Here is a 26,584-nt window from a genome sequence, read left to right on the forward strand (position 1 = left end):
TCTCCTGGTCGTTGTCCACGCACAGCACGCGCATGCCGGCCAGCGAATCGTCATTGCCGAATGCCGAGGACGCCCGTGGCACCGGCGGCGGGGGCCCCCGCGGGGGGCCCCCCCGCGCGGGGGGGGGGGGGGGGGGTTTGGCGCCCCCCCCGCCCCCCCCCTCGGCGGCCCCCCCCCAGCGCCGCAACCGCACGCGACCGTCGAGCAGCGGCTCAGGCATGGCCACCGACCGAGGGCGTTTCCTGCTCCTGCCTGGCCAGTTCATTGGCCACCGTCTCCGGCGACTGCGTGTACGGCGCCAGCAGCGCGTAGAACGCCGGCACCACGAACAGCGACAGGAAGGTGGACACGGTGACACCGAAGATCACCACCACGCCGATGGTGGCGCGGCTGGCCGAACCGGGACCGCCGGCCACGACCAGCGGAATCGCGCCGACCACGGTGGCGATGGAAGTCATCAGGATCGGGCGCAGGCGCACCATCGCCGATTCGACGATGGCCTGGTGCACGCTGCGGCCCTCATCACGCAGCTGGTTGGCGAATTCCACGATCAGGATGCCGTTCTTGGCCGCCAGCCCGACCAGCATGACGATGCCGATCTGGCTGAACAGGTTGAGCGTGCCGCCGCTGATGTACAGCCCGAGCAGCGCGCCGAGCACGCCCAGCGGCACGGTGAGCATGATCACCAGCGGGTGGATGAAGCTCTCGAACTGCGCGGCCAGCACCAGGTACACCACCAGCAGGGCCATGCCGAAGGTCAGCAGCACCGCGCTGCCGGTGCTCTGGTACTCGCGCGACTCGCCTTTCCAGTCGATCTGCGCGTAGTCGGGCAGCTCCTCACGGGCGGCCTCCTGTACCCAGGCGATGGCCTCGCCCAGGGTGTGGCCGGGAGCGAGGTTGGCGCTGATGGTGATCGAGCGCAGCCGGTTGAAGCGGTTCAGGCTGCCGGCCTCGGCCACCTCGCTGAGCGTGACCAGGTTGGACAGCGGCACCAGTTCACCTGAGCGCGCGCGGACCTGGATGGCGGCCAGATCGGCCGGCGAGGCGCGGCCTTCACGCCCGGCCTGCACCAGCACGTCGTACTCCTCGCCGTTGTCGACGAAGGTGGTGACGCGGCGCGAGCCCATCATCGTTTCCAGCGCACGGCCGATGTCGGTCACCGAGATGCCCAGGTCGGCCGCACGCTGGCGGTCGATGTTGACCCGCATCTGCGGCCGGGTTTCCTTGTAGTCCGAATCGGCGCCGACCAGACCGGGGTAGTCGGCCATGCGGGCGAGCAGACGGTCGCGCCACTGCGCGATCTCGGCGTATTCCGGGCCGCCGAGCACGATCTGGAACGGCTGGCCCATGCTGCGCACCAGACCGCCACCGACCATGGTGCGCACGCGCACCCCGCTCAGCCCGTTGAGTTGTTTCTGCAGGTCGTTGGCCACGTCGCTGGTGGCTTCGGTACGGTCACGCCAGGGCTGCAGGAACACGCTGATGCGGCCGGTGTGCATCTCCTCGCTGTTGCCCCAACCGCCGGGCACGCGCGGGTTGGCGCGCACGATCGGTTCCTGCGGGCCCACGAACTGCGCAACGATCCGCTCGACCTGCTGCACCTGGCCGACGGTGTAGTCGAAACCGGCGCCTTCCGGGCCGTCGATCACGATCTGGAACGAGCCGCGGTCCTCGGCCGGGGCCAGCTCCGAGGGTAGCAGGGTGAACAGCCCCCAGCTTGCCCCGAGCGCAGCCAGCATCACCCCGCCGAACACCCAGGTCCGCTGCACATGCCGGTCCAGCACCCGGCCGTAGGCGGCCGAGACACGTTCCAGCTGGCGGTTGATGAAGCCGTGCAGGCGCCCGACCTTGCGCTCGCTGTGCGGCCGGAGCAGCTTGGAGGCCATCATCGGCGTCAGCGTCAGCGCCACGAACGCCGACAAGGCCACGGCCGCGGCCAGCGCCACGGCCAGCTCGCGGAACAGGCGGCCGGTATTGCCTTCCAGGAAGCCCACGGGCAGGAACACCGCCACCAGCACCGCGGTGGTGGCGATCACCGCGAACGCCACCTGCGCGGTGCCGCGCCGGGCGGCCACCAGCGGCGGCTCGCCCAGGTCGATGCGGCGCTGCACATTCTCCACCACGACGATGGCGTCATCGACCACCAGGCCGATACACAGCACCAGCGCCAGCAGGGTGAACAGGTTGATCGAGAAGCCGAACGCGAACAGCGCGATGAACGCGGCCACCAGACACACCGGCACGGTCACCGCCGGGATCAGCGCCGCCCGCATGCTGCCCAGAAACAGCCAGATCACCACCAGCACCAGCAGCATCGCTTCCACCAGCGTGGCGTAGACGCGCTCAACGGCGGCCTCGATGAAGGTGGTGTTGTCGAAGGCGACGAAGATCTGCGTGCCCTTGGGCAGGCTCGGCGCGATGCGTTCGGCCTCGGCACGGGTCAGCCGGGCCACGTCCAGCGCGTTGGCGGTGGAGGTCTTGACGATGCCCAGGCCGATGCCCGGCTCGCCGTTGCTGCGGTAGTAGGCGCGACGCTCGGACGAATCCAGCTCGACCTTGGCCACATCGCCCAGCCGCACCACATAGCCGTCGGCGCCCTTGCCCAGCGGGATGCTGGCAAAGTCGGCCGGGGCCACATAGCTGCGCTCCACGCGCAGGGTGAAGTCGCGGTCGTCCGATTCGATGCGCCCGGCCGGCAGCTCCACGTTCTCGCTGCGCAGCGCGGCTTCCACCTCGCCCACGGTCAGCCCGCGCGCCGCCAGTTGGTCGCGGTCCAGCCACACCCGCATCGCGTAGCGCTGCCGGCCGCCGATGCGGATCTGCGCCACCCCGTCGATGCTGGAGAAGCGGTCCACCACGTAGCGCTCGGCGTAGTCGCTCAGCTCCAGCGTGTCCATCGAGCTGGAGCTCATGTTGAACCAGATGATCGGGTCGGCGTCGCTCTCGACCTTGGCGATCTCCGGCGGGCGCGCTTCTTCGGGCATGCGGTCGGCGACGCGGCTGACCGCGTCACGCACATCGTTGGCGGCGGCCTCGATGTCGCGGTTGGCATTGAACTCGATGCTGACCGAGGCGCGGCCATTGGTGCTGCGCGCGTTGATCGTGTCGATGCCCTCGATGCCGGCCAGCGCGTCTTCCAGCACCTGGGTGACACGGCTTTCGATCACCGCGGCCGAGGCGCCGGTGTAGTCCACCGACACCGACACGATCGGCGGATCGATCGCCGGCAACTCGCGCAGGGTCAGCCGGCTGAACGACATCAACCCCAGCACCACCAGCAGCAGGCTCATCACCACGGCCAGCACCGGCCGCTTGATCGAAAGGTCGGACAGCTTCATCCGGCAGCCGCCTGCGTGGCGGGTGCCTGCGCGGCGGCGGCCGGCTTGGCATCTTCGATCTTGATGCCCGGACGCAGCTTGCCGGTACCGTCGATGACGATGCGCTCGCCGGCGGTCAGGCCGTCAGTGATCTCGACCACGCCGGCGCGGCGGGTGCCGGTCTTGACGTCGACCCGCTCGACGCTGGCGTCGTCCTTGACCCGGTAGATGAAGGAGTCACGGCCGACCTGGACCACCGCGATCTCCGGGATCACCAGCGCCTGCCGCTCGGGGCGGAACAGGCGCACATCCAGCAGCATGCCCGGACGCAGCGCGTGGTCGGCATTGGCGAAATCGGCGCGCACGGTCACCGCGCGGCTGCCCGGATCGACCCGCGCATCGATGGTGCTCACCCGTCCCTCGAAGGTACGCCCGGGCCAGGCGATGCTGCTGCCGACGACCTTGTCGCCAGGCTGCAGCGTCGCCAGCTCGGCCTCCGGCAGCGGGAAATCGACATGCATGCGCGACAGGTCATCCAGCGTGGCGATCGGTGTGCTCGGCGTGAGCAGCGCGCCGGGGCTGACCTGGCGGATGCCCAGCACGCCGGCGAACGGCGCGCGGACCTGGCGGTCACCGATATCGGCACGCATCTGCCGCACGCGGGCCTCGGCGGCATCGCGGATGGCTTTTTGCGTGTCCAAGGTGGAATGGGACACCAGCTGCTGCGCAGCCAGCTCGCGCTGGCGCTGGTACAGCCGGTCGGCCTCGGCGAAGGTCGCCTGGGCCGAGGCCAGCGCGGCCTGCTGGGCGTCGCCGCGCAAGGTGACCAGCGGCGCTCCGGCCGCGACCTGCTGGCCGCTTTCAAAATGCACCGTGTCGACGATTTCGCTCACCTTGGCGGTGATCACCACCGACTCGCGCGCCTTGGTGGTGCCCAGCGCCTGCAAGGTGTCATTCCAGGCCGACAGCTGCACGATCTGGGTGGTCACCGGCACAGCACCAGCGGTCTGGCGTGGCGCCTGGGCGCCTTCACGATTGCAACCGGCCAAGGCCAGCGCCAAGACAGTGCCACCGGCAACGGTGGCGACAAAACGCCCCAACATAGGTAAATCCGTCAGCTACACGATCGGTCAGTCTAGCTGGCCGAAGTGACGGCCGGATGTGCCGTTAGAGGGGGGCGCCCGGATCGGCCCCGCTCCGGGCCGGCCTGACGCTGGCGGCTCAGCGCAGCGCCAGCCGCACCACCTGGTCGACCATCGCGTCCAGCGCCTCGCCATCGGCATACAGGTGCAGCTCCGGGTTCTCCGGCGCCTCGTACGGCGAATCGATCCCGGTGAAATTGGGAATCTCACCGGCGCGGGCCTTGCGGTACAGGCCCTTGACGTCACGGGCCTCGGCCACCGCCAGCGGCACATCGACAAACACCTCGATGAATTCACCGTCGGCAAAGCGCTCGCGGGCCATCTGCCGCTCGGCGCGGAACGGGGAGATGAAGCTCACCAGCACGATCAGCCCGGCATCGGCCATCAGCCGCGCCACTTCGGCCACCCGGCGGATGTTCTCCACCCGGTCCTCGTCGGTGAAGCCCAGATCGCGGTTCAGGCCATGGCGCACGTTGTCGCCATCGAGCAGGAAGGTGTGGCAGCCACGCGCATGCAGGCGTTTTTCCACCTGATTGGCAATCGTCGACTTGCCGGCGCCGGACAGCCCGGTGAACCACAGCACCTTCGGCTGCTGGCCCTTGATCCGCGCGCGCGCGGCCCGGTCCACATCCAGATGCTGCCAGTGCACGTTGCCGGCGCGGCGCAGCGCGAAATCCAGCGTGCCGGCGGCGACGGTGGCATTGGTCTGGCGGTCGATCAGGATGAAACCGCCCAGCGCGCGATTGTGGGCATACGCGGCGAACGCCACCGGCTCGTCCAGTGACAGGTTGCAGTAGCCGACTTCATTGAGTTCCAGCCGCTTGGCGGCCAGTTTCTCCTGAGTGTTCACATCGATGCGGTGTTTGATCTCGCTGATGCTGGCGGCCACGGTGCGGCTGCCGATCTGCAGCCAGTACGGACGCCCGGGCAGCAGCGCGGCATCGTCCATCCACAGCACATGCGCGGCGAACTGGTCGGCCACCTCCGGCGGATCACCGGCGGCGGCGATCACATCGCCACGGCTGACATCGATTTCATCACTCAGCGTCAACGTCACCGCCTGCCCGGCCGTGGCCACGGCCACTTCGCCATTGACGCCCAGCACCTGCCTGACAGTGGAGCGGCGCGCCGAGGGCAGCACCACCACTTCGTCGCCGGCGCGCACCTGGCCGGCGGCAATGGTGCCGGCAAAACCACGGAAGTCCTGGTTGGGGCGGTTGACCCACTGCACCGGCAGGCGCAGCCCGCTGGCCACGTCGTGCCCGCTGATCTGCAGCGTATCCAGATGTTCCAGCAGGCTCGAGCCGTCGTACCACGGCATCAGGCTGGAATGGCTGGACAGGTTCTGCCCTTCCAGCGCCGACAGCGGAATGGCCTGCACATGGGCGATGCCCAGCTGCGCGGCCAGCGCGCGGTAATCGGCGACGATCTGCTCGAACACGCTCTGGTCGTAGCCGACCAGGTCCATCTTGTTCACCGCCAGCACCACCTGGCCGATGCCCAGCAGCGAGATGATGTAGCTGTGGCGGCGGGTCTGCGGCAGCAGCCCCTTGCGCGCGTCCACCAGCACCACCGCCACATCGGCGGTCGAGGCGCCGGTGGCCATGTTGCGGGTGTACTGCTCGTGTCCAGGGCAGTCGGCGACGATGTACTTGCGGCGGTCGGTATCGAAGTAGCGATAGGCCACATCGATGGTGATGCCCTGCTCGCGCTCGGCGGCCAGCCCGTCCAGCAGCAACGCGTAATCGATGCGCTCACCCTGGGTGCCGTGGCGGCGGCTGTCGGCCTCCAGCGCGGCCAGCTGGTCGTCGAACAGGCGCTTGCTCTCGTACAGCAGGCGACCGATGAGCGTGCTCTTGCCATCGTCCACGCTGCCGCAGGTGATGAACCGCAGCAGCGGCTTGGATTCGTGCTGCTGCAGATAGGAGGCGATCTGTGAAGACGGGGTTGCGGCGTTCATCAGAAATAGCCCTCCAGCTTCTTCTTCTCCATCGAGGCGGACTGGTCGTGGTCGATCAGCCGGCCCTGGCGCTCGGAGGTGGTGGACACCAGCATCTCGGCGATAATCGCCTCCAGCGTGTCGGCTTCAGACTCGATCGCGCCGGTCAGCGGATAGCAGCCCAGCGTGCGGAAGCGCACCTTGCGCAGCTGCGGCACTTCGCCCGGCCTCAGCGGCAGGCGCTCGTCATCGACCATGATCAGGCTGCCGTCGCGCTCGACCACCGGCCGCTCGGCCGCCAGGTACAGCGGCACCACCGGAATCTTCTCGCGGTAGATATAGAGCCAGATGTCCAGCTCGGTCCAGTTCGACAGCGGGAACACCCGCACGCTCTCGCCGGCGTGGATGCGGGCGTTGTACAGGTTCCACAGCTCCGGGCGCTGGTTCTTCGGGTCCCAGCGATGGCGGTCATTGCGGAAGGAGAACACACGCTCCTTGGCCCGCGACTTCTCTTCGTCGCGACGCGCGCCACCGATGGCGGCATCGAACTTCCACTTCTCCAGCGCCTGCTTCAGGCCTTGGGTCTTCATCACATCGGTATGCACACCGGCGCCATGACTGACCGGGCCAATGTCCTGGGCGATGCCATCGGGATTGATATGCACCCGCAGCTCGGTGCCGGTCTCGACCACACGGCGGTCGCGGAAGGCGATCATCTCGCGGAACTTCCAGCGCGTATCCACGTGCAGCAGCGGGATCGGCGGCACCCCGGGGGCGAACGCCTTCAGCAGCAGATGCAGCAGCACCGAGCTGTCCTTGCCCACCGAGTACAGCAGCACCGGGTTGTCGAAGGCCGCGGCGACTTCCCGCAGGATGTGGATGCTCTCGGCTTCCAGCCGGTCCAGATGCGACAACGATGCGGTGGCAGTCATTGCTTCACCAAGGTAGTGGCCAGGGCCAGTTGAAGAGGGTATCAGTGCGGCGGGAACGGCTTCCGGCCAGGGCAGCGAGTGTGGCGCGCAGCGACCGCACAACTGAAATGAGCGCACGGCATGACGCGATAACCCCCGGTCCTTTCCGCTGGCGCGGGCCGCTGCCTAGCATCAGCGTCCCTACTCGGACCGGACAGCCCCATGACCTCCGCCGCTGCCGTCGTGCCCCCCAGCCCCTTGCCTGAAGACCGCAGGGTCCTGCTGACACGTCTGGTGGAAGGCCTGGACGGCAACAGCCTGTGGTGGTTGTCCGGCTTCGCCGCGGGCTTGGCCCAGGGGCATCCACCGCCGTCGCTGGCGGTCATCCCCGGCGGCCAGCCGGTCCCGCAGCCGGCCCAGTCGCGGCTGACGGTGATCTACGGCAGCCAGACCGGCAATGCCCGCCACGCCGCCGAGCAGCTGGTGGCCGAGGTCGAGGCCGCCGGCCTGCCGGTACGGCTGGTCCGCGCCGACGCCTACCCGACCCGCGAGCTGGTCAACGAACGCGTGCTCTATATCGTGATCAGCACCCAGGGCGAGGGCGACCCGCCGGATGACGCGATCGGTCTGGTCGAGTTCATCACCGGCAAGCGCGCACCCAGGCTGCCGGAACTGAAGTACGCCGTGCTCGGTCTGGGCGACTCCAGCTATGCCCAATTCTGTGGCATCGCCCGCACGCTCGACACGCGCCTGGCCGAGCTGGGGGCCTCCCGCCTGCAGCCGGCCGGCGAAGCCGATCTGGATATCGATACCGTGGCCGCGCCATGGCGAGTCCAGGCGCTGGCCGATGCCCGCACCCACATCAGCGAGGCGGCCAGCCCGGCACCAAGCAACGTCACCCCGCTGCGCCATGCCAGCGTGTACAGCGCCCGGCACCCGTTCAACGCCGAGCTGCTGTCACGCCAGCTCATCAGCGGCCGCGACTTCAAGGGCCCGGCCTACGCGCACTATGGCGCCGCCGACAAGCGCGTGCATCACCTGGAACTGTCGCTGGAGGGCAGCGGACTGCACTACGAGCCGGGCGACGCGCTGGGCATCGTGCACCGCAATCCGCCCGCGCTGGTGGAGGCGGTGCTGGATGCCACCGGCCTGGACGGTGCCACGGCTGTCGCCCATGACGGCCACCGCCGCCCGCTGTCGCAATGGCTGGCCGAGCACCGCGAACTGACCCGCATATCGCGCCCGCTGCTGGCCGCTGTGGCCGAGCGCAGCGCGCACCCGGAACTGGCGCGCCTGCTGGACCCGGCACAGAAGAACGAACTGGCTGCGGTGTTCGAAGACCACCAGCTCATCGATGTACTGAGGCGCTGGCCAGCCGAGTGGAGTGCCGAGGCCCTGCTGGCCACGGTGCGCCCCGCCGCCCCACGCCTCTACTCGATCGCCTCCAGCCGCAAGCGCGTGGGCGAGGAAGTCCACCTTACCGTCGACGAGCTGCGCTATGACGCGCACGGCAGCGCCCACCAGGGCGCGGCCAGCAGCTTCCTCGCTGCACTGGCCGAAGGCGCCTCGCTGCCCGTCTACATCGAGGCCAACGAACGCTTCCGGGTGCCGGCCGATGCCAGCCGCGACATCATCATGATCGGCCCGGGCACCGGCGTGGCGCCGTTCCGCGGCTTTGTGCAGGAGCGCGCCGAAACCGGCGCTGCGGGGCGCAACTGGCTGTTCTTCGGCGCGCGCCATTTCAATACCGATTTCCTCTACCAGACCGAATGGCAGGACGCCCTGCGCCGCAAGGAATTGCATCGCCTCGACCTGGCCTTCTCCCGCGACCAGGCCGACAAGATCTACGTGCAGCAGCGCGTGCGCACGCGTGGCCGCGACCTGTACGACTGGCTGCAGAACGGCGCACACCTGTATGTGTGCGGCGCGATCGGTATGGGCAAGGACGTGCATGCCGCGCTGCTGGACGTGGTGCGTGAACACGGTGGACTGGATGAGGACGGCGCCCGCGAGTACCTCACGCAGCTGCACACGGAGGGGCGCTATGGCCGGGATGTGTATTGACGGCCGAGTGCGGTCGCCGCGGTCGCGGTGATATGCCTGGCGCCTGAACGGTGCGCCTGCCCCTCCCTTTCCGGCATAGCGAACAGAACATGAGCAACCACTCCGTCGAATCCATCAAGGCCGAAAGCAACCGGCTGCGCGGCTCCCTGCTCGAGAGCCTGGCCGATCCGGTCACCGGCGCGCTGCGCGAGGACGACCAGACCCTGATCAAGTACCACGGCAGCTACCAGCAGGATGACCGCGATGTGCGCGACGAGCGCCGCCGGCAAAAACTCGAACCGGCCTACCAGTTCATGATCCGCACCCGCACACCCGGTGGCGTGGTCAGCCCGGAGCAGTGGCTCAAGCTCGATGCCGTGGCCACCCGCTTCGGCAACCACTCGCTGCGCATCACCACCCGCCAGGCCTTCCAGTTCCATGGCGTGATCAAGCGCGAGCTGAAGGCGACCATGCAGGCGATCAACGCCGCGCTGATCGACACCCTGGCCGCCTGCGGCGACGTCAACCGCAACGTGCTGGTCGCGGCCAACCCGCTGCTGTCGCGCGCACACGCCACGCTGTATGCCGATGCCGCGCGCACCTCCGAGCACCTACTGCCCAACACCCGCGCCTACTACGAGATCTGGCTGGACGAGGAGCGGGTGGCCGGCAGCGGCAGCGAGGACGAGCCGGTCTACGGCGAGCGCTACCTGCCGCGCAAGTTCAAGATCGGCTTCGCGCTGCCGCCGCTCAACGATGTGGACGTGTTCGCCAACGACCTGGGCTTCATCGGCGTGCTGGACGCTGCCGGTGAACTGCTCGGCTATGACGTGACCCTGGGCGGCGGCATGGGCGCCACCCACGGCGATGCCGAAACCTATCCGCGCCTTGCCAACAACGTCGGCTTCATCCCGCGTGATGCCCTGCTGGATGTGGCCACCGCCGTGGTCACCACCCAGCGCGACCTGGGCAACCGCGAACTGCGCAAGCGGGCCCGCTTCAAGTACACCATCGACGACCACGGCCTGGACACGGTGACCGTAGAGATCCAGCACCGTGCCGGCATCACCTTCCAGCCCGGCCGCTCGCAGCCGTTCGTCCACAACGGCGACCGCTACGGCTGGGTCGAGGGTGGCGACGGCCGCTGGCACCTGACCCTGTCGCTGTCCTCCGGACGGGTCGCCGACCGTCCCGGCGCGCCGCACCTGACCGCACTGCGCGAGATCGCCCGCATCCACCAGGGCGAGTTCCGCATGACCGGCAACCAGAACCTGGTGATCGCCGGCGTGCCGGCCGACCAGCGCGACCGCATCGATGCGCTGGTGGAAGCCGCAGGGCTCGACATTGGCAACCGCGCGCCGACCTCACTGGCGCGCGCGGCCATGGCCTGCGTCGCCCTGCCAACCTGCGGCCTGGCGATGGCAGAAGCCGAACGCTACCTGCCCGACTTCAGCGCCAGGCTGCAGCCGCTGCTGGAGCGGCACGGGCTGGTCGATGCGCCGATCCTGCTGCGCATTTCCGGCTGCCCGAACGGCTGCTCGCGCCCCTATCTGGGCGAGATCGCGCTGGTCGGCAAGGCCCCGGGCCGCTACAACCTGATGCTCGGCGCCGATCACCGTGGCCAGCGCCTGAACACGCTGTACCGCGAAAACATCACCGAGCCGGAGATCCTGGCCGCGCTGGAACCGCTGCTGGCCCGCTATGCCGGCGAGCGCACCGGCGGTGAAAGCTTCGGCGACTTTCTGCACCGCGCCGGCATCGTCGAACTGCCCACCTACCCCACCCACCGCCAGATTCCCGTGGAACTGCACGCATGAGTGCCCTGTCCGCCGCCCCCTCCCCTTCGTTCGCTGCCGGCCTGCCGGATGACCTGGGTCCGTTGAACGCGCAGCTCGAAGCGATGGGCGCGGCCGATCGCGTGCGCTGGGCACTGCGACATGCCCCGGGGACGCACGTGCTGTCCTCCAGCTTCGGCGCGCAGTCGGCGGTGACCTTGCACCTGCTCAGCAGCCAGCAACCGGACATCCCGGTGATCCTGGTCGATACCGGCTACCTGTTCCCGGAAACCTACCGCTTCGCCGACGCGCTGACCGAGCGCCTGAAGCTCAACCTCAAGGTCTACCGGCCGCTGGTCAGCCGCGCCTGGATGGAGGCCCGTCACGGCCGGCTGTGGGAACAGGGCGTGGTCGGTATCGAGCAGTACAACAACCTGCGCAAGGTCGAGCCGATGAAGCGCGCGCTGGACGAGTTGCAGGCCGGCACCTGGTTCACCGGCCTGCGCCGTGGGCAGTCAGCCAGCCGCGCCACCACGCCGGTGCTGCAGCGGCGCGGCGAGCGCTACAAGATCAATCCGATCGCCGACTGGAACGACCGCGACGTGTGGCACTACCTGCAGGAACACCAGCTGCCCTACCACCCGCTGTGGGAACAGGGCTATGTCTCCATCGGCGATTTCCACACCACCCGGCGGTGGGAGCCGGGCATGCGCGAGGAGGACACCCGCTTCTTCGGCCTCAAGCGCGAATGCGGGCTGCACGAGGAGATCTGAACCGGCTCAGCGCGCCACGCCCTCCTGGCGTGCCCAGAAATCGCGCAGCTGCTGAAGTCCCGGCGGGTCATCCGCGCCGCCGCCGTCCAACGCGGTCGCTTCGCGGCGCCACTGCTGGCTGCTGAGCTGCTGCAGCACGCTGTTGCCGGTCTGGCGGCAGCCCATGTACCAGTGCCGGAAATACAGCTGCGACACCGGGCCGTGCTGCAGCTCCTGCAGGTCCACATGCAGCCGCGAGGCACGGATACGCGCGTAGATCCGCGCCACCCCCGCTGCCTCCCCCTCGAAATACTGGAAGAAATGGCGCCCGTCATACAGCAGCACGCCGGTGACGCCCTCCATCCGGTTGTGCGCACGCGCGCCCACCAGCAGATGATCCAGCTCGTCGCTGCCGAGCCCGGACACGGCGGTACTGCGATAGGCCACCGCGGCAAATTCCATGCACATCCCCGAGCTCGTAGAAACGGCCTGCAGCGTAGCAAAGCCTCACCGTGGGCAGATGCGCCAGCTCGAACACACCACCGGCCAGACGGCGACGCCAGCGCGGTCGGTTGCCCGCACCGCCTCAGCTGGTGATGGTCTGGGTCAGTTCTTCCCAGCTCGGCGGCCGCGGCCAGTCGGCCGCCTGGTTGCCGTCGAGCACGCGGCGCAGATCGCGCTTGTCGATCTGCGGGGCCAGCACGTGCACCAGTTCCAGCGCGTAGTCGCGCAGCACCCGGTCGCGCGGCAGCACCGCCCAGGCGATGCACTCGGGAATGGCCGCCGGTGCCGGCCATGCGCGCAGATCGCTGTCACCGGCACTGACGGCCATCTCCGCCAGCAGGCCCACACCCAGACCGGTACGCACATAGGTCTTGATCAGGTCCGCATCCAGCGCGGTCAGCGCCAGATCCGGCTCCAGCTTCTGCGCGGCGAAGGCCCGTTGCAATGACGAGCTCGGCCGCGTCGAGGATTCGTAGCTGATCAGCGGATGGGCCGCCAACGCGGCCATGTCCGGCGCCTTGCCCGGGCGGTCCAGCGGATGGCCCCTGGGTACCAGCACCAGCCGCCGCCAGCGGAACAGCGGCACCGCGATGCCGGTGCTCGGTTCGCCGCCGGCCGTACTGATGATGGCGATGTCGGCATCGCCCTGGCTGAGCAGGTCCAGCGCGTCGCTTTCGGCGGCCTGCTGCAGATGCACGCTGACCTGCGGATAGGCCAGCTTGATCCGCGCCACCGCTGGCGGCAGCACGAACCGGGCCTGGGTGTGGGTGGTGGTGAGGATCAGCTGGCCGTGGCTTTCACGGCGCTGGTTGGCCGCATAGGTGCGGATGTTGTTGGCCTCGGCCAGCACCGCGCGAGCACGGCTGATCACCTCCTCACCGGCCGGCGTCACCGACTCCAGGCTGCGCCCCTTGCGTACGAACAGCAGAAAGCCCAGTTCGTCCTCCAGCTGCTTGAGCTGTTTGGACAGCCCCGGCTGGGTGGCATGCACCCGCGTCGCCGCCAGCGTGATGTTCATCTCGGCATCGGCAATGGCGACCAGATAGCGCAGTTGGGTGAGGGTCATCGCGGGAGACGGAACACCGGTCGAGGGGGACGGAGGACTGTAGGTCAAATTTCCCCTTCAGCTTATAACTGAAAGTCATGTGCGAGGTGGCGCAAGTCATTTCCGGGGATTCCGGGCCGCCGGTACGGTCATTCATCCCTTCCGCAGCCCCGTGCCACCGACCTTGGACACCTCCCTGTTTCCGCTGTTTGCCGACCTGCGGGGTCGGGCCGTCCTGGTGGTGGGCGGGGGAGCGGTGGCCGAACGCAAAGTCCAGGCGCTGCTGCGCGCCGGCGCACTGCCACGGGTCGGCGCACTGCAACTGAGCGAGGCCCTGCAGGAACTGGCGCGTTCCCTGCGCATCCAATGGTTGCAGGGGCCGTTCGCACCCCACTGGCTCGGCGAGGATGTCTGGCTGGTGATCGCCGCCACCGATGATCCGGCGACCAACCAGGCCGTGGCGGCCGCCGCGCACGCGCGCCGCCTGTTCGCCAACGTGGTCGACGATGCCGCGCTGTCGGCCTTCCACGTGCCGGCGGTGGTCGAGCGCGGTCCGCTGCAGATCGCCATTTCCAGCGGCGGCGGCGCGCCGATGGTGGCCCGCCACGTGCGCCGCCGGATCGAAGTGCTGTTCGACCAGGCCTGGGGCCAGCTGGCTGCGCTGGTCACCGACCAGCGCGCGCACATCCGCGCCCGCTTTCCGGAGCTGGGGGCGCGCCGCCGCTTCTTCGACCGGCTGATCGACGGCCCGTTGCTGGACCTGCTGCGGCGCCGGCAGTGGGTCGCCGCCGAAGGCCAGCTGCGGCAGGACATGGCCGGCGAACCGACCGCGACGCCCGGCTCGGTGGTGCTGGTCGGCGCCGGTTCCGGCGATCCGGGACTGCTCACGCTCAACGCGCTGCGCGCGCTCAACCAGGCCGATGTGATCCTGCACGACCGGCTGGTCAGCACCGAGGTATTGCAGCTGGCGCGACGCGACGCCGATTTCATTGAAGTGGGCAAATCCGCGCAGGGCCACAGCACCGCGCAGGACCACATCCACGCGCTGATGCTGGAACACGCCCGCGCCGGCAAACGCGTGGTGCGGCTCAAGGGCGGCGATGCGTTCGTGTTCGGCCGGGGGGGCGAAGAACTGCAGTTCCTGCGCGCACACGGCATCGCTTACGAAGTGGTACCGGGCATCACCGCCGCGCTGGCCTGCGCGGCCTATGCAGGCATTCCGCTGACCCATCGCGACCATGCCCAGCAGCTGCGCCTGGTCACCGCGCACTGCAAGGGTTCGCTGGACACGCTGGACTGGAACGCGCTGGCGCTACCGCGGCAGACGCTGGTGTTCTACATGGGGGTGGCGACGCTGGCCCAGATCCGCAGCGGTCTGCTCGCAGCAGGCCTGTGCGCGGCGACGCCGTTCGCCCTGGTCGAAAACGGCTCGCGCACCAGCCAACGGGTAGTCCGCGGCCAGCTGGACACCCTGCCCGAGGCCGCCCACCTGTACCGGGTGCAATCGCCGGCGCTGCTGATCCTGGGCGATGTCGCCGCGCTGGCCGACGAGCTGCACTGGTTCGGTCACGCGCCGCTGCAGGTCCCCCCCACCCTTTCCTCACCTCCCGCAAAGACCTCGCCACCGACACTGGCCGACGCCGCCTGACCGCCTTCCCCGGAGCATTCAATGGCTATCTACAACACTATTCTCGACACCATCGGCAGCACCCCGGTGGTCAAGCTCAACCGGCTCGCCCCGGCCGGCGTGGACCTCTATGTGAAGGTCGAATCGTTCAATCCGGGCGGCTCGGTCAAGGACCGGCTGGCGCTGGCGATCATTCTCGATGCCGAGAAAAAAGGCCTGCTCAAGCCCGGTGACACCATCGTCGAAGCCACCTCCGGCAACACCGGCGTGGCGCTGGCCATGGTCGCCGCCGCACGCGGCTACAAGTTCGTGGCGACGATGGTGGAAACCTTCTCCATCGAACGCCGCAAGCTGATGCGCGCCTACGGTGCCAAGGTGATCCTGACTCCCGCGGCCGAACGCGGCAGCGGCATGGTGCGCAAGGCCAGGGAACTGGCCGACCAGCACGGGTGGTTCCTGGCCAGCCAGTTCGCCAACCCGGCCAATCCGGCCTACCACCGCCAGACCACCGCGGCGGAGATCCTGCGTGATTTCGCCGGCCGGCGCCTGGACTATTTCGTCAGCGGCTGGGGCACCGGCGGTACCCTCACCGGCGTGGGCGAGGTGCTGAAGGTCGCGCGCCCGGACACCCGCATCATCGCCACCGAACCGGCCGGCGCCGCACTGCTGGCCGGCAAGGAGTTCACTCCGCACAAGATCCAGGGCTGGACGCCGGATTTCGTCCCGGACGTGCTCAACCGCGCGGTCTACGACCAGCTGCTGGCGGTGCAGGACGACCGTGCGATCGAGACCGCACGCCGGCTGGCCGCCGAGGAGGGCATCTTCGTCGGCATCTCCGCCGGCGGCACCGTCGCCAGCGCGCTGGATATCGCCGCCGACGCCGACGCCGGCTCGGTGATCCTGGCGATGCTGCCGGACACCGGTGAGCGCTACTTCTCCACCCCGCTGTTCGCCGATATCAACGAGGGCTCGGACGACGACTGGCTGGCCGGCCTGCCGTAATTTGCATTTCAGCAGTGATCACCCATGAAGGCCGCTACCCGCGGCCTTCATGCATTCCGGCAACTGCAATCGCAGGCTGTGAGACACGCCAGCGCCAGGCTTCGCCGGCAGCGGGTGCACGCAGGCGCCCGTCACGTTTCTCTCATACAGGGCGGTGGAAGATCGGGACCATGAGCATCGAAATCTGGCACGGCGACATCACCGAACTGGACGTTGACGCCATCGTCAACGCCGCCAACGAAACCCTGCTGGGCGGTGGTGGCGTGGACGGGGCGATACATCGTGCCGCCGGTCCCGGCCTGCTGGCCGAGTGCTGCCAGCTGCCGGAGCTGCGCCCCGGCGTCCGCTGCCCCACCGGCGAGGTCCGCGCCACCGGCGGCCATGCGCTGCCGGCACGGCATGTGTTCCACACCGTGGGCCCGGTATGGCGCGACGGCCGCCATGATGAGGCCGCGCTGCTGGCCAACTGCTACTGGCAGTCGCTGCGCCTGGCCGAACGGATGGAGCTGCAATCGATCGCGTTTCCGGCCATCAGCTGTGGCGTGTACGGCTACCCTTTGCACCAGGCCGCCGATATCGCGGTGACCGAAACACTGACCTGGCGGAAGAGCCATATCCGCCCGCTGCGCATCATCCTGGTGGCCTACAACGCGGCGGCATTCAAGATCTACCAGCAGGCCCTGAACCGCAGCGGCCAGATCGACAGCAGCGGGGGAAGCTCGGCATTGATGCAGGGGCTGGCGGCCGCGACCTGAGCCGGGAGCCGGGAAGGAAAAACGAAAACGCCGGCACAGGGCCGGCGTTTCGCTGTTTCAGGACACGGAAGAGGCGATCAGCCTTCCCACTTGCCCAGTGCGGCCAGGCCGTTTTCCTTGGCACGCTCGTACACGGTCTTCTGCGCAGCGGCGTAGTTGCCCTTCATGTCCTTGGCCCACAACTTCAGCGCGGCCTGCTGCATGGCGCGGCCGTAGGAGAAGCTCAGCGGCCACGGCAGGGTGCCCAGCTGGTTCATGGCATTGAGGTGGGCGGTGGACTGCTCGTCGCTCTGGCCGCCGGACAGGAACACGATGCCCGGCAGGATCGCCGGTACCACCGACTTCAGGCACATCACGGTCGATTCGGCCACTTCCTCGACATCGGCCTGCTCGTCGCAGCCCTTGCCGGAGATGACCATCGACGCCTTCAGGATGGTGCCTTCCAGCACCACGTTCTGCTGGTACAGCGCATCGAACAGCGCGCGCAGGGTGGCCTCGGTGACTTCGTAGCAGGTCTCGATGTCGTGGTCGCCGTCCATGATCACTTCCGGCTCGACCATCGGCACCAGGCCGGCTTCCTGGCACAGCGCGGCGTAACGGGCCAGCGCGTGGGCGTTGACCTCGATGCAGGTGCCCGAGGGGATGCTCTCGCCGATGTTGATCACCGCACGCCACTTGGCAAAACGCGCACCGAGCTTGTAGTACTCCTGCAGCCGCGCGCGCAGGCCGTCCAGGCCCTCGGTGACCATCTCGCCCGGGCAGCCGGCCAGCGGATGCGCGCCGGTATCGACCTTGATGCCCGGGATCATGCCGTGGTCGGCCATGTACTTGGCGAACGGCACGCCGTCCTTGGTCGACTGGCGGATGGTCTCGTCGTACAGGATCGCGCCGGAGATGTGCTCGTTGAGCTTCGGCGTGGTCAGCAGCAGCTCGCGGTAGGCACGGCGGTTCTCTTCCGTGTTCTCGATCCCGACACTGGCGAAACGCTTGGCAATGGTGCCAGTGGATTCGTCAATGGCGATGATGCCCTTGCCCGGGGCAACCATGGCCTGGGCGGTTTCAGCCAGCAGTTCGATGCTCATCTCTTTACCTGTGACGGAGTGCGGGAAAACCGCGATTATAGCCCGCCCGCCCTGCGGGCTGGTCGCCCGCAGGGTCTGGCGCGGGTTTTGTCCCGTCCCGACAGGACAAAACCTGTCCGCTCCGATCAGCTTCCTGACCGGAGCGGTGACGCATGACGTCAGAGGTCGCCCAGGCCGCTGGCGCGGCCGTCGGCACCGACTTCGAGCAGGCGCAGGGTGTTGGTCGCGCCCAGGGTTTCCATATGCTCGCCGCTGGTGAAGACCACGCGGTCACCGGCCTGCAGCTGCCCGGCCTCGACCAGCAGGCGGATCGCACCGCGGGCGGCTTCGCGCGGGGTCAGGCCGCGGCTGTCGAAGTTGATCGGGAACACATCGCGCATCAGCGCCATCTGCCGGCGCGCGCCATCATGGCGGGTCACCGCGAAGATCGGCGACTTGGCGCGGAAACGCGACAGGAACCGCGCGGTACCACCGGATTCGGTCATCGCCACGATCGCGCGCACGCCCACGTGCTGGGACAGGAACATCGTGGCCATGGCGATGGCCTGGTCAGCCCGTTGCAGGTTGCGCGGCGAGGCGTTGAAGTCGGTTTCGGTCTGGAACTGGCGCTCGGCCCCCAGGCAGATGCGGGCCATCGCCTCGACCGCCTTGACCGGATAGGCACCGGCCGCGGTTTCGGCCGACAGCATCACCGCATCGGTGCCGTCGATCACCGAGTTGGCCACGTCCAGCACCTCGGCGCGGGTCGGGATCGGGCTTTCGACCATCGACTGCAGCATCTGCGTGGCGGTGATGACCACCTTGTTCTGCGCCAGCGAGGCCTTGATGATCTTCTTCTGCAGGCCCGGCAGTTCGGCATCGCCGATCTCCACACCGAGGTCGCCACGGGCCACCATCACCACGTCGCTGGCCTCGACGATCTCCTCCAGGTTCTCGATCGCCTCGGTGCGCTCGATCTTGGACACCAGCGCGGCATAGCAGCCATGCGACTGGGCGATTTCGCGCGCATCGTTCATGTCCTGCGCGTTGCGGCAGAACGACACGGCGATGAAGTCCACGCCGATCTTGGCGACGATGCCGATCAGTTCCTTGTCGCGCTCGGTCAGCGCGCCCAGCGACAGGCCGCCGCCCTGCTTGTTCAGCCCCTTGCGGTCGGACAGAACGCCGTCGTTGAGCACGGTGCTGATGATCCGCTCGCCCTGCACCTCGACCACCTGCAGCTGCATCAGGCCGTCGTCCAGCAGCAGCACGTCACCCGGACCCACGTCCTGCGGCAGCCCCAGGTAGCTGACGCCCACCTGGCTGGCCGTGCCCGGCCCGGCGTTTTCGCTGGCAATCAGGTCGAAGCGGTCACCCGCCTTCAACTGCACCTTGCCCTCGGCAAAGCGCTCGATGCGGATCTTCGGGCCCGGCAGGTCGGCCAGGATGCCCACTTCCATACCGACGCGGGCCGCGGCGGCGCGTACTTCGGCGGCACGCTTGGCCTGACCGGAAGGATCACCGTGGGAGAAGTTCAGACGCACCACGTTCACGCCGGCGCGGAACAGATCGTCCAGCACGCCCGGCGCGTCGGTTGCAGGCCCGAGGGTGGCGAGGATCTTGGTACGGCGCTGGCGTTCGATCATTGTGTGGGGTCTCCCTGAAAGACCATCGAAATTAGCATATTCGCGCTATGACAACGATGTCGCGGCGAGTGTCGCGTGACAAATCCCGCGATGTCCCGCAGACAGCAAAGACAGCCTGGCCAGACATCGGCGTGCGTACGCCATCGCACGTCCTCGACTACGCCCGTAGGCGACACGGCCTTGACCCTTGCCGGTCAGGTGTAAACGACAGAAGTCCCGTCAGGCCATCAGCCCCTTCCCGCGAGACATCCATCTGACACCGCCCGGACAACAAAGACATCGCACCGCATCCCTCTTTTTCGGCGAATCGTCCCACCGTGCGCAAGCGACCAAGCAAAACGCCGGCTCACGCCGGCGTTTTGCGTACCATCAGGCCTGCAGCAGCAGCGGAATATCCTCCGGAGCTGCGGCCAGTGCGTGGACGCCGGCGGCCTCCAGTTCCTGCCGCCCGCCAAAGCCCCACAGCACCCCGATGTTGCGCATGCCATGGTGGCGGGCGCCCTCGATATCCATGCGGCGGTCGCCGATCATCCAGCAATCGGCCGGCTGCAGTGACAGCCGCCCCAGCGCCTCGGCCACCAGCTCCGGCTTGTGGCTGCGCGTTCCACACGGGGTAGCGCCGATCACGTCCTCGAAGCAGTCACCGAACGGCAGATGCGCGACGATCCGCTGCGCGTGCGGCTCGTTCTTGGCGGTGACCACGGCCAGGCGGTGGCCGGCGGCTTTCAACGAACGCACCACCTCGCCGATGCCTGCATAGATCTCGTGCTCCTTCCAGCCGTCGCTGTCGAAGCGCTCGCGGTACAGCTCCACCGCCTGCTCGACCTGCTGCGGATCACCGAACACCGGCGCGAAGCTGGTACGCAGCGCCGGACCGATCCAGCGCCGCAGCTCGTTCTCCGCCGGCACCGGCTGGCCCATCTTCTCCAGCGCATAGGCCACGCAACGAGTGATGCCCACTGACGATTCGATCAGGGTGCCATCCAGATCGAAAAACAGCACATCACGGCTCACGATCCGCGGGCCTCCAGCGCGGCCACGGCCGGCAGGGTCTTGCCCTCCAGGAACTCCAGGAACGCACCGCCGCCGGTAGAGATATAGCTCACTTCCTTGGCGATGCCGTACTTGTCCACCGCCGCCAGGGTGTCACCGCCACCGGCGATCGAGAACGCCTTGGAACTGGCGATGGCGCGTGCCAGCGCCTCGGTGCCCTTGCCGAACGCGTCGAACTCGAACACGCCTACGGGTCCGTTCCAGACCACGGTGCCGGCCTTGGCGATCAGCTCGGCGTATTGCGTGGCGGTGGCCGGGCCGATATCCAGGATCATGTCATCGCTGCCCACCGCAGCCACCGGCTTGATGGTGGCCGGGGCGTCGGCGGCGAAGGCCGGGGCCACCACCACGTCGGTCGGCAGCGGAATCTCGGCGCCGCGCGCCTTGGCGTCGGCGTCGATCTTGCGTGCGGTATCAAGCAGGTCGTTCTCGACCAGCGATTTGCCCACGCCATGGCCTTCGGCCGCGATGAAGGTGTTGGCGATACCGCCACCGACGATCAGCTGGTCGACCTTGCCGACCAGGCTGGACAGCAGTTCCAGCTTGGTCGAGACCTTGGAGCCGGCCACGATCGCCAGCAGCGGGCGCGCCGGGTTGGCCAGGGCCTTGTCCAGCGCGTCCAGCTCGGCCATCAGCAGCGGGCCACCGGCAGCAACCGGGGCGAAACGGATCACGCCGTGGGTCGAGGCCTGGGCGCGGTGCGCGGTACCGAAGGCGTCCATCACGAACACATCGCACAGCGCGGCGTATTTCTTCGACAGGGCTTCATCGTCGGCCTTCTCGCCGACGTTCATGCGGCAGTTCTCCAGCAGCACGATCTGGCCCGGGGCCACGTCCACGCCGTCCACCCAGTCCTTGACCAGCGGCACGTCCACGCCCAGCAGTTCGGACAGGCGCCTGGCCACCGGCGCCAGCGAATCGGCGGCGCTCCACACGCCTTCCTTGGGGCGGCCCAGGTGCGAGGTCACCAGCACCGCGGCGCCCTTCTCCAGCGCCAGCTTCAGGGTCGGCAGCGATGCGGTGATGCGCTGTTCGGAGGTGATCTTGCCGTCCCCGTCGATCGGCACGTTCAGATCCTGGCGGATCAATACACGCTTGCCGGAAAGGTCGAGGTCGGTCATACGAACGATGGACATGGCAGGATCTGCTCCGCAGGTGGGGTAGTCCGGCATTTTCGCCCGCCCTGCCAACCGGGGCAAACTGGAGGTCATTGCGATGCAGACACGTCTGTTCCAACCGGAGCTGCACAGCGCGCGGCTGCGGCTGCGCGAAGTCCGCCCCGACGATGCCCCGGCCCTGTTCGCCATCCATTCCGACCCGGTGGTGATGCGCTACTGGAGCTATCCGGCCTGGACGGAACTGGCACAAGCTCAGGCCAAGATCGCCGAGATCCAGCGCCAGCGCCGCGAGCAGCAGATCCTCATCTGGGCGATTACCGATGCCGGCAGCGACCGGCTGATCGGCAGCAGCGCGGTGTTCGCGATCGACCCGGGGCAGGGCCGGGCCGAGATCGGCTACAGCCTGCACCGCGACTGGCAGGGCCGCGGACTGGCCAGCGAAGCGCTGCGCCTGATCCTTCGCCATCTGTTTGATGGGCTGCAGCTGCGCCGCGTGGAGGCCGATGCCGATCCGCGCAATACCGCCTCGTGCCGGTTGCTGGAGAGATTGGGCTTCGTCTGTGAGGGGCTGCTGCGCGAACGCTGGCGGGTGAACGGCGAGCTGTGCGATACCGCCTTCTACGGTCTGTTGCAGCGGGACTTCAATGCCAGCTGAAGTCGCAAAGCCCCCGCCGGCCCAGGGCCCGCCCCCTCAATCCTGTTTCTTTTGCTCGCCACCGCCACGCACCAGGCTCAACGCGAACCCCGCGACCGCCAGCGCACCCGCCACCAGGACCGCCCACAGCAGCAGACTCTTCCAGTCGTGCGGCGGCTTGGCCGGCTGGTATGCGGCATCGCCGGCCCGCACGGCGCGCTCGCCCAGCATCGCCGTGGCCGGTTGCCACTGCCTGCCATTACGCGCGCGCAGGGCATCGAGCATCGGATCGAGGGCGGCTTGCGTAGCGGCCACATTCGCACTGCCGGCCACCAGCAGATAGGGGGCACGTCCCTGCGCCAGGAACACCACGCTGCCGGGCCGATATCCCAGACGCAGCAGCGGCGCCCCGGCCGGGAGGGAGCCCGGTTCGGCCTGCAACCGCCACTGGCGATCGGTGAGGGTGCCGGAGGTTTCCAACGGCGCCGAGTGCTGCTGGGTGCCCCCCTCACTCAGGCTCCAGGTATTCCAGCCTGCGGTCAGCCGCTGCCAGTCCGGCGTGCGGCCATCGACACCGGGCCGATCCGGATCGCGACTGGACACACTCCAGCTCACGGCACTGTTGGCCGGCATCCGCACATCCAGCCGCTGCACCGGCAAGCGGCCCTGCAACCGGTACAGGTAACCGTCCTTGGCGTTGCCGCCGGCCTCGGCCGTGAGTTCCAGCCACTGCCAGTCGCCGCTGTCCACCGCATCGACCAGTTCACCGCGCAGACCGCGCAAGGCCGGGGCACCGCTGCGCTGCAGCGGCACCAGCCGCAGGTAGCGCAGATCCGTGACGACCTTGAGGGTATTGCTGCGCAGTGCGCGGCCCTGGTTGTTCAGCTGCACCAGACGCACCTGCGGGTCGAGCACCTGCCAGCCACGCAGGTCGTCGCTGGCTTCCAGCCGATAGCCCAGATCCAGTGTCGCCCCGGGATCGGCCCAGTCCACATGCAGCGCGCGAAGCTTGCCGGCGTCCTCGCCCAGATCTACCAGCCAGACCGGATCGGCCGCCCCGACATTGCCGCCGGCCGCGACTGAATTGCGGATCGACAGCAGCTTGCCGCCGCTGTCGCGTTGCACCACCACACTCAGATCGTCATCGGCGGTGGTCGCCGCCACCGGCAACGCGAACCAAGGCAGCTCGACCATGCGCGGCAGCCCGGACACCGGCGTGGCTGCCGCGTAGACCGCACTGGCCACCGGCTTGCCGTCGGCATCGAGCACCCGCACATCGCGCAGATCGCGCCAATAGGCGGCGGCATACACGGAAGCTTCCAGCGGCACGCGATACGCACCGGCGTCGGGCTGGGACAACCGCAACGGCCACTGGGCGGCGAAATCATCGGCGGCCTGCACGCTCATCGGCAGCAGGGCCAGCCACAGCAAACGCTTGATCATGCGGACGCGTCCTCATCGTTGTTCGGGATTGCCGCTGCGCGACGCGGCGGTGCCGGCGCCAGCCAACCCACCAGCGTGCACAACAGGCCGTAGGCGATGAACGCGCCGATGCCGAGCAGATCGCCCAGGTTGTCGCGGTCGATCAGCAGCAGCTTGATCAGCACCACCGCCATCAGGATGGCACCGGCCAACCACAGTCCCCACTGCCCGCGGCGCGAACCGGAGACCCAGCCGACCACCCCCAGCAGGCTCCACACCACGGTCAGACTGGTCTGCGCCAGCTGGCCGCCCAGCAGACGCTCATTCCACGGTTCACCGCCCCAGTGGTGCACCGCACGCAGCGTCATCACCATGACCAGCACCAGCCCGGCCAGCGCCATGCCGACCAGCTGCGCCGGCACACTGCGTTGCTTGTGCCCTTGCCACAGACGCATCGCCGCCAGCACCAGCACCGCGATCTGCGCCAGCTCCAGCGGATTGAATCCCACGATCCACGGCAACGGCGCGGCATCGCCAGCACTGGCCAGGGCGGTCAACCACCACAGGCCGAGTACACCGAATACCGCCGCCTGCAACGCAGGTCGCCAGCGATCAAACGCCGCGCCCAGCGGTTGCGCCAGCCACGACCACCGCCGCAGCGACAGCACCGCCAACAGCAGCCAGGGCAATGCCAGCAGCAGACCGACCCAGCCTTGGGCCAGCGCGAAGCGACCTCCGAGGTGCCAGGCCAGCAGCGACAACACGGTCGGCCACAGCAGCCACCACGCCAGCTGGGCCAGCCCTGCCACCGCGCCGCTACTGGCCCGCAGGCACAGCAGGCTGCGCACGCCCAGCGCGGCGAACAGCGCCCACGCCCACAGCCCGTGCCCGGCGAACGGCTGGCCGTATTCGGACAGCTGGGCAAACGCCACCGGGAATGCCAGCACCAGGCCGCCCAGCGTGGTCAGTGACAACGCCAGAGCCGGCGCACGCCGCTGCACCTCGGCCGCCAGCCAGCCGGTCACCCCCAGCATCAGCAGCACCGCATGCAAGCGGCTGCCGGGCTCGACGAAGTCGCCGATCTCCAGCGCGAGGTTGCCCAGCCACCAGGCCAGCCCCCATCCGTAGGCCACGGCGGCGAGCTGCCGCCTGCCCACATCCCGATACAACCAGGCCGTGGCGAAGCCGGCCAGCGCGACCAGCAGTGCCCCCATGAAGCCGGCATTGGCGATGGCCAGCGTATCGACGTGATGGCCCCGGCTGGTCCCCAGCATCAGGGCGGCTGCGGCGGCGAGCTGCAGACCGATGCCGCTCCAGCGCGCCAGTCGCCAATCCTGCATCAGCCCGAGCCAGACCAGCCCGGCGCCTTCCAGCGCGAATACCGAAGCGGTGGCGCCGGCCGACAACGCCAACGGCACCGCCAGCGTGGCAAAGCCCACCGCGAGGATGGCGTAGCCACGGGCCAGCATCTGCAGCCGGTCGCGGTTGAGCAGCGCGCGGGCCAGCAGCGCATACAGCAGCGCCACGCCCAGCGCGCACAACGCCAGCGGCATGCGCTCGCCCTGCAGCAACCCGGCCTGCAGCGAGAAGGCGACCAGCGGTGTGCCGAACAACAGGCAGCCATCGATCCGCGCATTGCCGGATGTCGCCGCCTTGCGCGCGTACAGCAGTGGCAGCAGCAGGTAGAAGCCGAAGAACAGCAGCAGGAACGGCTCGGTGCTGGCGAACTTGGCCGGCTCGTAGTCCAGCACGCCCCAGACCGTGCCGATGCCCCAGGTGAAGGCGAATCCCAGCAGGTTGAGAATGCGCCACGGCCGCACCCAGGCGATGGCGAAGATACCGGCATTGAGCAGCGCGTAGTACGAGAACAATGCCACCTGGTTGCCGCTGCCACTGGACAGCCAGATCGGCGCCATGAAGCCGGCCAGCACTCCGAGGAGGGCCAGCGTGCGCGACTCCTGCAGCACCGCCATCACCGACAGGCCCGCGATCAGCACCACGCTCAGCCCAAAGGCCGGGACCACGCCGATCATTCCGTAGTTCTTGCAGGCGGCGAACACCACCAGCAGCAGGATGCCGATCATGCCGCCCTGCATCGCCAGGGCGAAGCTGGGATGGCTTTGGCGCTTGCGCCACGCAAATACCAGGCCGGCCAGTGCCGCGGCGCTGACGCCGGCCAGCTTCACGCTGGCCGGCAGGCTGAACCAGCCCTGGTCCGTGGCGTATTTGAGCAGGGCCGCGACACCGGCCAGCATCACCAGCATGCCGACCTTGATCGGCACGTTGCCGGTGGTGAACCACCGCTTGAGGTGTTCGATGCCGCGCTCGATGAAACTCGGCGCGGGCGGTGGCGCCCCTTCCGGCCGCGGGCGCGGCGCGGGCGCAACCGTGGCCGGCGATGGCGGCACGTGCTCGGCAACCGGCCGCTCCGGCAACGGCGGCGGCGCGGGGGTCACCGGCATCACGGTTGAAGGCGGCGGCGCAGCCAGCGGTCCAGGCGGCTGCGGCTCGGCCTGGACCGGCGCGCTCCCGGCGAAGCGGTCATCGGCTTCCGGCGCTCGCCACACAGGCCGCGCGGCGGCGGCCGCATCCTGCGGCGACGGCGCAAGGGCAGCTTCCAGCGCCGCCACCCGGCGCTTGAGCGAGGCCACCGAGACCAGCGCCATCACCAGCAGCACCGGTACCAGCAGTGCCACGGCCAGCAACAACAACCCCACGACCACCAGCGTGTCATCCATTTCCTGTCCCTGTCCCCCGACGGAGGGCCGCCACACCTTATCCGGGTGCGGCGCAAACGGAAACTGCTGGCGCGCGTGGCGAGCGCGTGTGCCGCCAGAT

At 68.6% G+C, this 26,584-nt stretch carries 19 protein-coding genes; 7 read left to right on the forward strand and 12 right to left on the reverse strand.

What is annotated here, in order from left to right:
* Nucleotides 1–212: 212 nt before the first annotated feature.
* From ACVOMC_RS13915 to cysD, 4 genes are all read right to left on the reverse strand, one after another.
* Nucleotides 213–3,338, reverse strand: coding sequence for an efflux RND transporter permease subunit (locus tag ACVOMC_RS13915; RefSeq protein ID WP_481524421.1), 3,126 nt, complete (start codon nt 3,336–3,338; stop codon nt 213–215).
* On the reverse strand, nt 3,335–4,420 hold the full coding sequence (locus ACVOMC_RS13920) for an efflux RND transporter periplasmic adaptor subunit (protein ID WP_481524422.1): 1,086 nt from the start codon (nt 4,418–4,420) through the stop codon (nt 3,335–3,337). The genes ACVOMC_RS13915 and ACVOMC_RS13920 overlap by 4 nt, the downstream gene beginning before the upstream one ends.
* Nucleotides 4,421–4,538: 118 nt before the next feature.
* A complete protein-coding gene (gene cysN / locus ACVOMC_RS13925) occupies nt 4,539–6,419 on the reverse strand; it encodes a sulfate adenylyltransferase subunit CysN (protein ID WP_481524423.1) in 1,881 nt (626 codons plus the stop codon).
* Nucleotides 6,419–7,330 (reverse strand): sulfate adenylyltransferase subunit CysD, encoded by a 912-nt coding sequence (gene cysD, locus ACVOMC_RS13930; RefSeq protein WP_481524424.1) that lies wholly within the window; start codon nt 7,328–7,330, stop codon nt 6,419–6,421. The genes cysN and cysD overlap by 1 nt, the downstream gene beginning before the upstream one ends.
* Before the next feature lie 201 nt (nt 7,331–7,531).
* Between cysD and ACVOMC_RS13935 the strand changes: the two genes are divergently transcribed.
* From ACVOMC_RS13935 to ACVOMC_RS13945, 3 genes are all read left to right on the forward strand, one after another.
* Nucleotides 7,532–9,373, forward strand: a complete 1,842-nt coding sequence (locus ACVOMC_RS13935; protein ID WP_481524425.1) for an assimilatory sulfite reductase (NADPH) flavoprotein subunit — start codon at nt 7,532–7,534, stop codon at nt 9,371–9,373.
* A gap of 89 nt (nt 9,374–9,462) precedes the next feature.
* Nucleotides 9,463–11,169, forward strand: a complete 1,707-nt coding sequence (gene cysI / locus ACVOMC_RS13940) for an assimilatory sulfite reductase (NADPH) hemoprotein subunit (protein WP_481524426.1) — start codon at nt 9,463–9,465, stop codon at nt 11,167–11,169.
* Entirely contained in the window at nt 11,166–11,900 is a 735-nt protein-coding gene (locus ACVOMC_RS13945; RefSeq protein ID WP_481524427.1) for a phosphoadenylyl-sulfate reductase, read from the forward strand. Before cysI ends, ACVOMC_RS13945 begins: the two co-directional genes overlap by 4 nt.
* 6 nt (nt 11,901–11,906) lie before the next feature.
* Here ACVOMC_RS13945 and ACVOMC_RS13950 read toward each other — a convergent pair whose 3' ends face one another.
* Nucleotides 11,907–12,341, reverse strand: coding sequence for a BLUF domain-containing protein (locus tag ACVOMC_RS13950; protein ID WP_481524428.1), 435 nt, complete (start codon nt 12,339–12,341; stop codon nt 11,907–11,909).
* A 124-nt stretch (nt 12,342–12,465) separates the two neighbouring features.
* Complete coding sequence (locus ACVOMC_RS13955) at nt 12,466–13,449, reverse strand: LysR family transcriptional regulator (protein WP_057505629.1); 984 nt, start codon at nt 13,447–13,449, stop codon at nt 12,466–12,468.
* A 163-nt stretch (nt 13,450–13,612) separates the two neighbouring features.
* On the opposite strand from ACVOMC_RS13955, the gene cysG reads away from it, so the two are divergent.
* The 3 genes from cysG (at nt 13,613) to ACVOMC_RS13970 (ending at nt 16,812) form a co-directional block, all read left to right on the forward strand.
* Complete coding sequence (gene cysG / locus ACVOMC_RS13960) at nt 13,613–15,076, forward strand: siroheme synthase CysG (protein ID WP_481524429.1); 1,464 nt, start codon at nt 13,613–13,615, stop codon at nt 15,074–15,076.
* A gap of 21 nt (nt 15,077–15,097) precedes the next feature.
* Nucleotides 15,098–16,057 carry a cysteine synthase A gene (gene cysK, locus ACVOMC_RS13965; protein WP_481524430.1) on the forward strand — a complete coding sequence of 320 codons (960 nt, stop codon included), beginning with the start codon at nt 15,098–15,100 and terminating at the stop codon, nt 16,055–16,057.
* Nucleotides 16,058–16,227: 170 nt separating this feature from the next.
* Complete coding sequence (locus ACVOMC_RS13970) at nt 16,228–16,812, forward strand: O-acetyl-ADP-ribose deacetylase (RefSeq protein WP_481524431.1); 585 nt, start codon at nt 16,228–16,230, stop codon at nt 16,810–16,812.
* 77 nt (nt 16,813–16,889) lie between these two features.
* On the opposite strand, the gene ACVOMC_RS13975 is transcribed toward ACVOMC_RS13970, so the two are convergent.
* The 4 genes from ACVOMC_RS13975 to ACVOMC_RS13990 all read right to left on the reverse strand — a co-directional run bounded on the left by ACVOMC_RS13975 (nt 16,890) and on the right by ACVOMC_RS13990 (nt 21,708).
* On the reverse strand, nt 16,890–17,894 hold the full coding sequence (locus tag ACVOMC_RS13975) for a class I fructose-bisphosphate aldolase (protein WP_057505625.1): 1,005 nt from the start codon (nt 17,892–17,894) through the stop codon (nt 16,890–16,892).
* A gap of 158 nt (nt 17,895–18,052) precedes the next feature.
* Nucleotides 18,053–19,519, reverse strand: a complete 1,467-nt coding sequence (gene pyk, locus ACVOMC_RS13980) for a pyruvate kinase (RefSeq protein ID WP_054658804.1) — start codon at nt 19,517–19,519, stop codon at nt 18,053–18,055.
* Between the two features lie 369 nt (nt 19,520–19,888).
* Entirely contained in the window at nt 19,889–20,533 is a 645-nt protein-coding gene (locus ACVOMC_RS13985) for an HAD-IA family hydrolase (protein WP_481524432.1), read from the reverse strand.
* Entirely contained in the window at nt 20,530–21,708 is a 1,179-nt protein-coding gene (locus ACVOMC_RS13990; protein WP_481524433.1) for a phosphoglycerate kinase, read from the reverse strand. Before ACVOMC_RS13990 ends, ACVOMC_RS13985 begins: the two co-directional genes overlap by 4 nt.
* Nucleotides 21,709–21,787: 79 nt before the next feature.
* Here ACVOMC_RS13990 and ACVOMC_RS13995 point away from each other — a divergent pair, with 79 nt between their 5' ends.
* Nucleotides 21,788–22,345, forward strand: coding sequence for a GNAT family N-acetyltransferase (locus ACVOMC_RS13995; protein WP_481524434.1), 558 nt, complete (start codon nt 21,788–21,790; stop codon nt 22,343–22,345).
* A 36-nt stretch (nt 22,346–22,381) separates the two neighbouring features.
* Here ACVOMC_RS13995 and ACVOMC_RS14000 read toward each other — a convergent pair whose 3' ends face one another.
* Both ACVOMC_RS14000 and ACVOMC_RS14005 read right to left on the reverse strand, forming a co-directional pair.
* Nucleotides 22,382–23,767 (reverse strand): DUF3999 domain-containing protein, encoded by a 1,386-nt coding sequence (locus tag ACVOMC_RS14000; RefSeq protein WP_481524435.1) that lies wholly within the window; start codon nt 23,765–23,767, stop codon nt 22,382–22,384.
* Complete coding sequence (locus ACVOMC_RS14005) at nt 23,764–26,484, reverse strand: DUF2339 domain-containing protein (protein ID WP_481524436.1); 2,721 nt, start codon at nt 26,482–26,484, stop codon at nt 23,764–23,766. Before ACVOMC_RS14005 ends, ACVOMC_RS14000 begins: the two co-directional genes overlap by 4 nt.
* Nucleotides 26,485–26,584: the final 100 nt, after the last annotated feature.

This window comes from Stenotrophomonas sp. STEN014 (assembly GCF_056760315.1).

Coding starts and splice junctions, on each gene's coding strand:
- ACVOMC_RS13915 (WP_481524421.1), bottom strand. CDS start 3,338: ATGAAGCTGTCCGACCTTTCGATCAAGCGGCCGGTGCTGGCCGTGGTG.
- ACVOMC_RS13920 (WP_481524422.1), bottom strand. CDS start 4,420: ATGTTGGGGCGTTTTGTCGCCACCGTTGCCGGTGGCACTGTCTTGGCG.
- cysN (WP_481524423.1), bottom strand. CDS start 6,419: ATGAACGCCGCAACCCCGTCTTCACAGATCGCCTCCTATCTGCAGCAG.
- cysD (WP_481524424.1), bottom strand. CDS start 7,330: ATGACTGCCACCGCATCGTTGTCGCATCTGGACCGGCTGGAAGCCGAG.
- ACVOMC_RS13935 (WP_481524425.1), top strand. CDS start 7,532: ATGACCTCCGCCGCTGCCGTCGTGCCCCCCAGCCCCTTGCCTGAAGAC.
- cysI (WP_481524426.1), top strand. CDS start 9,463: ATGAGCAACCACTCCGTCGAATCCATCAAGGCCGAAAGCAACCGGCTG.
- ACVOMC_RS13945 (WP_481524427.1), top strand. CDS start 11,166: ATGAGTGCCCTGTCCGCCGCCCCCTCCCCTTCGTTCGCTGCCGGCCTG.
- ACVOMC_RS13950 (WP_481524428.1), bottom strand. CDS start 12,341: ATGGAATTTGCCGCGGTGGCCTATCGCAGTACCGCCGTGTCCGGGCTC.
- ACVOMC_RS13955 (WP_057505629.1), bottom strand. CDS start 13,449: ATGACCCTCACCCAACTGCGCTATCTGGTCGCCATTGCCGATGCCGAG.
- cysK (WP_481524430.1), top strand. CDS start 15,098: ATGGCTATCTACAACACTATTCTCGACACCATCGGCAGCACCCCGGTG.
- ACVOMC_RS13970 (WP_481524431.1), top strand. CDS start 16,228: ATGAGCATCGAAATCTGGCACGGCGACATCACCGAACTGGACGTTGAC.
- ACVOMC_RS13975 (WP_057505625.1), bottom strand. CDS start 17,894: ATGAGCATCGAACTGCTGGCTGAAACCGCCCAGGCCATGGTTGCCCCG.
- pyk (WP_054658804.1), bottom strand. CDS start 19,519: ATGATCGAACGCCAGCGCCGTACCAAGATCCTCGCCACCCTCGGGCCT.
- ACVOMC_RS13990 (WP_481524433.1), bottom strand. CDS start 21,708: ATGTCCATCGTTCGTATGACCGACCTCGACCTTTCCGGCAAGCGTGTA.
- ACVOMC_RS13995 (WP_481524434.1), top strand. CDS start 21,788: ATGCAGACACGTCTGTTCCAACCGGAGCTGCACAGCGCGCGGCTGCGG.
- ACVOMC_RS14000 (WP_481524435.1), bottom strand. CDS start 23,767: ATGATCAAGCGTTTGCTGTGGCTGGCCCTGCTGCCGATGAGCGTGCAG.
- ACVOMC_RS14005 (WP_481524436.1), bottom strand. CDS start 26,484: ATGGATGACACGCTGGTGGTCGTGGGGTTGTTGTTGCTGGCCGTGGCA.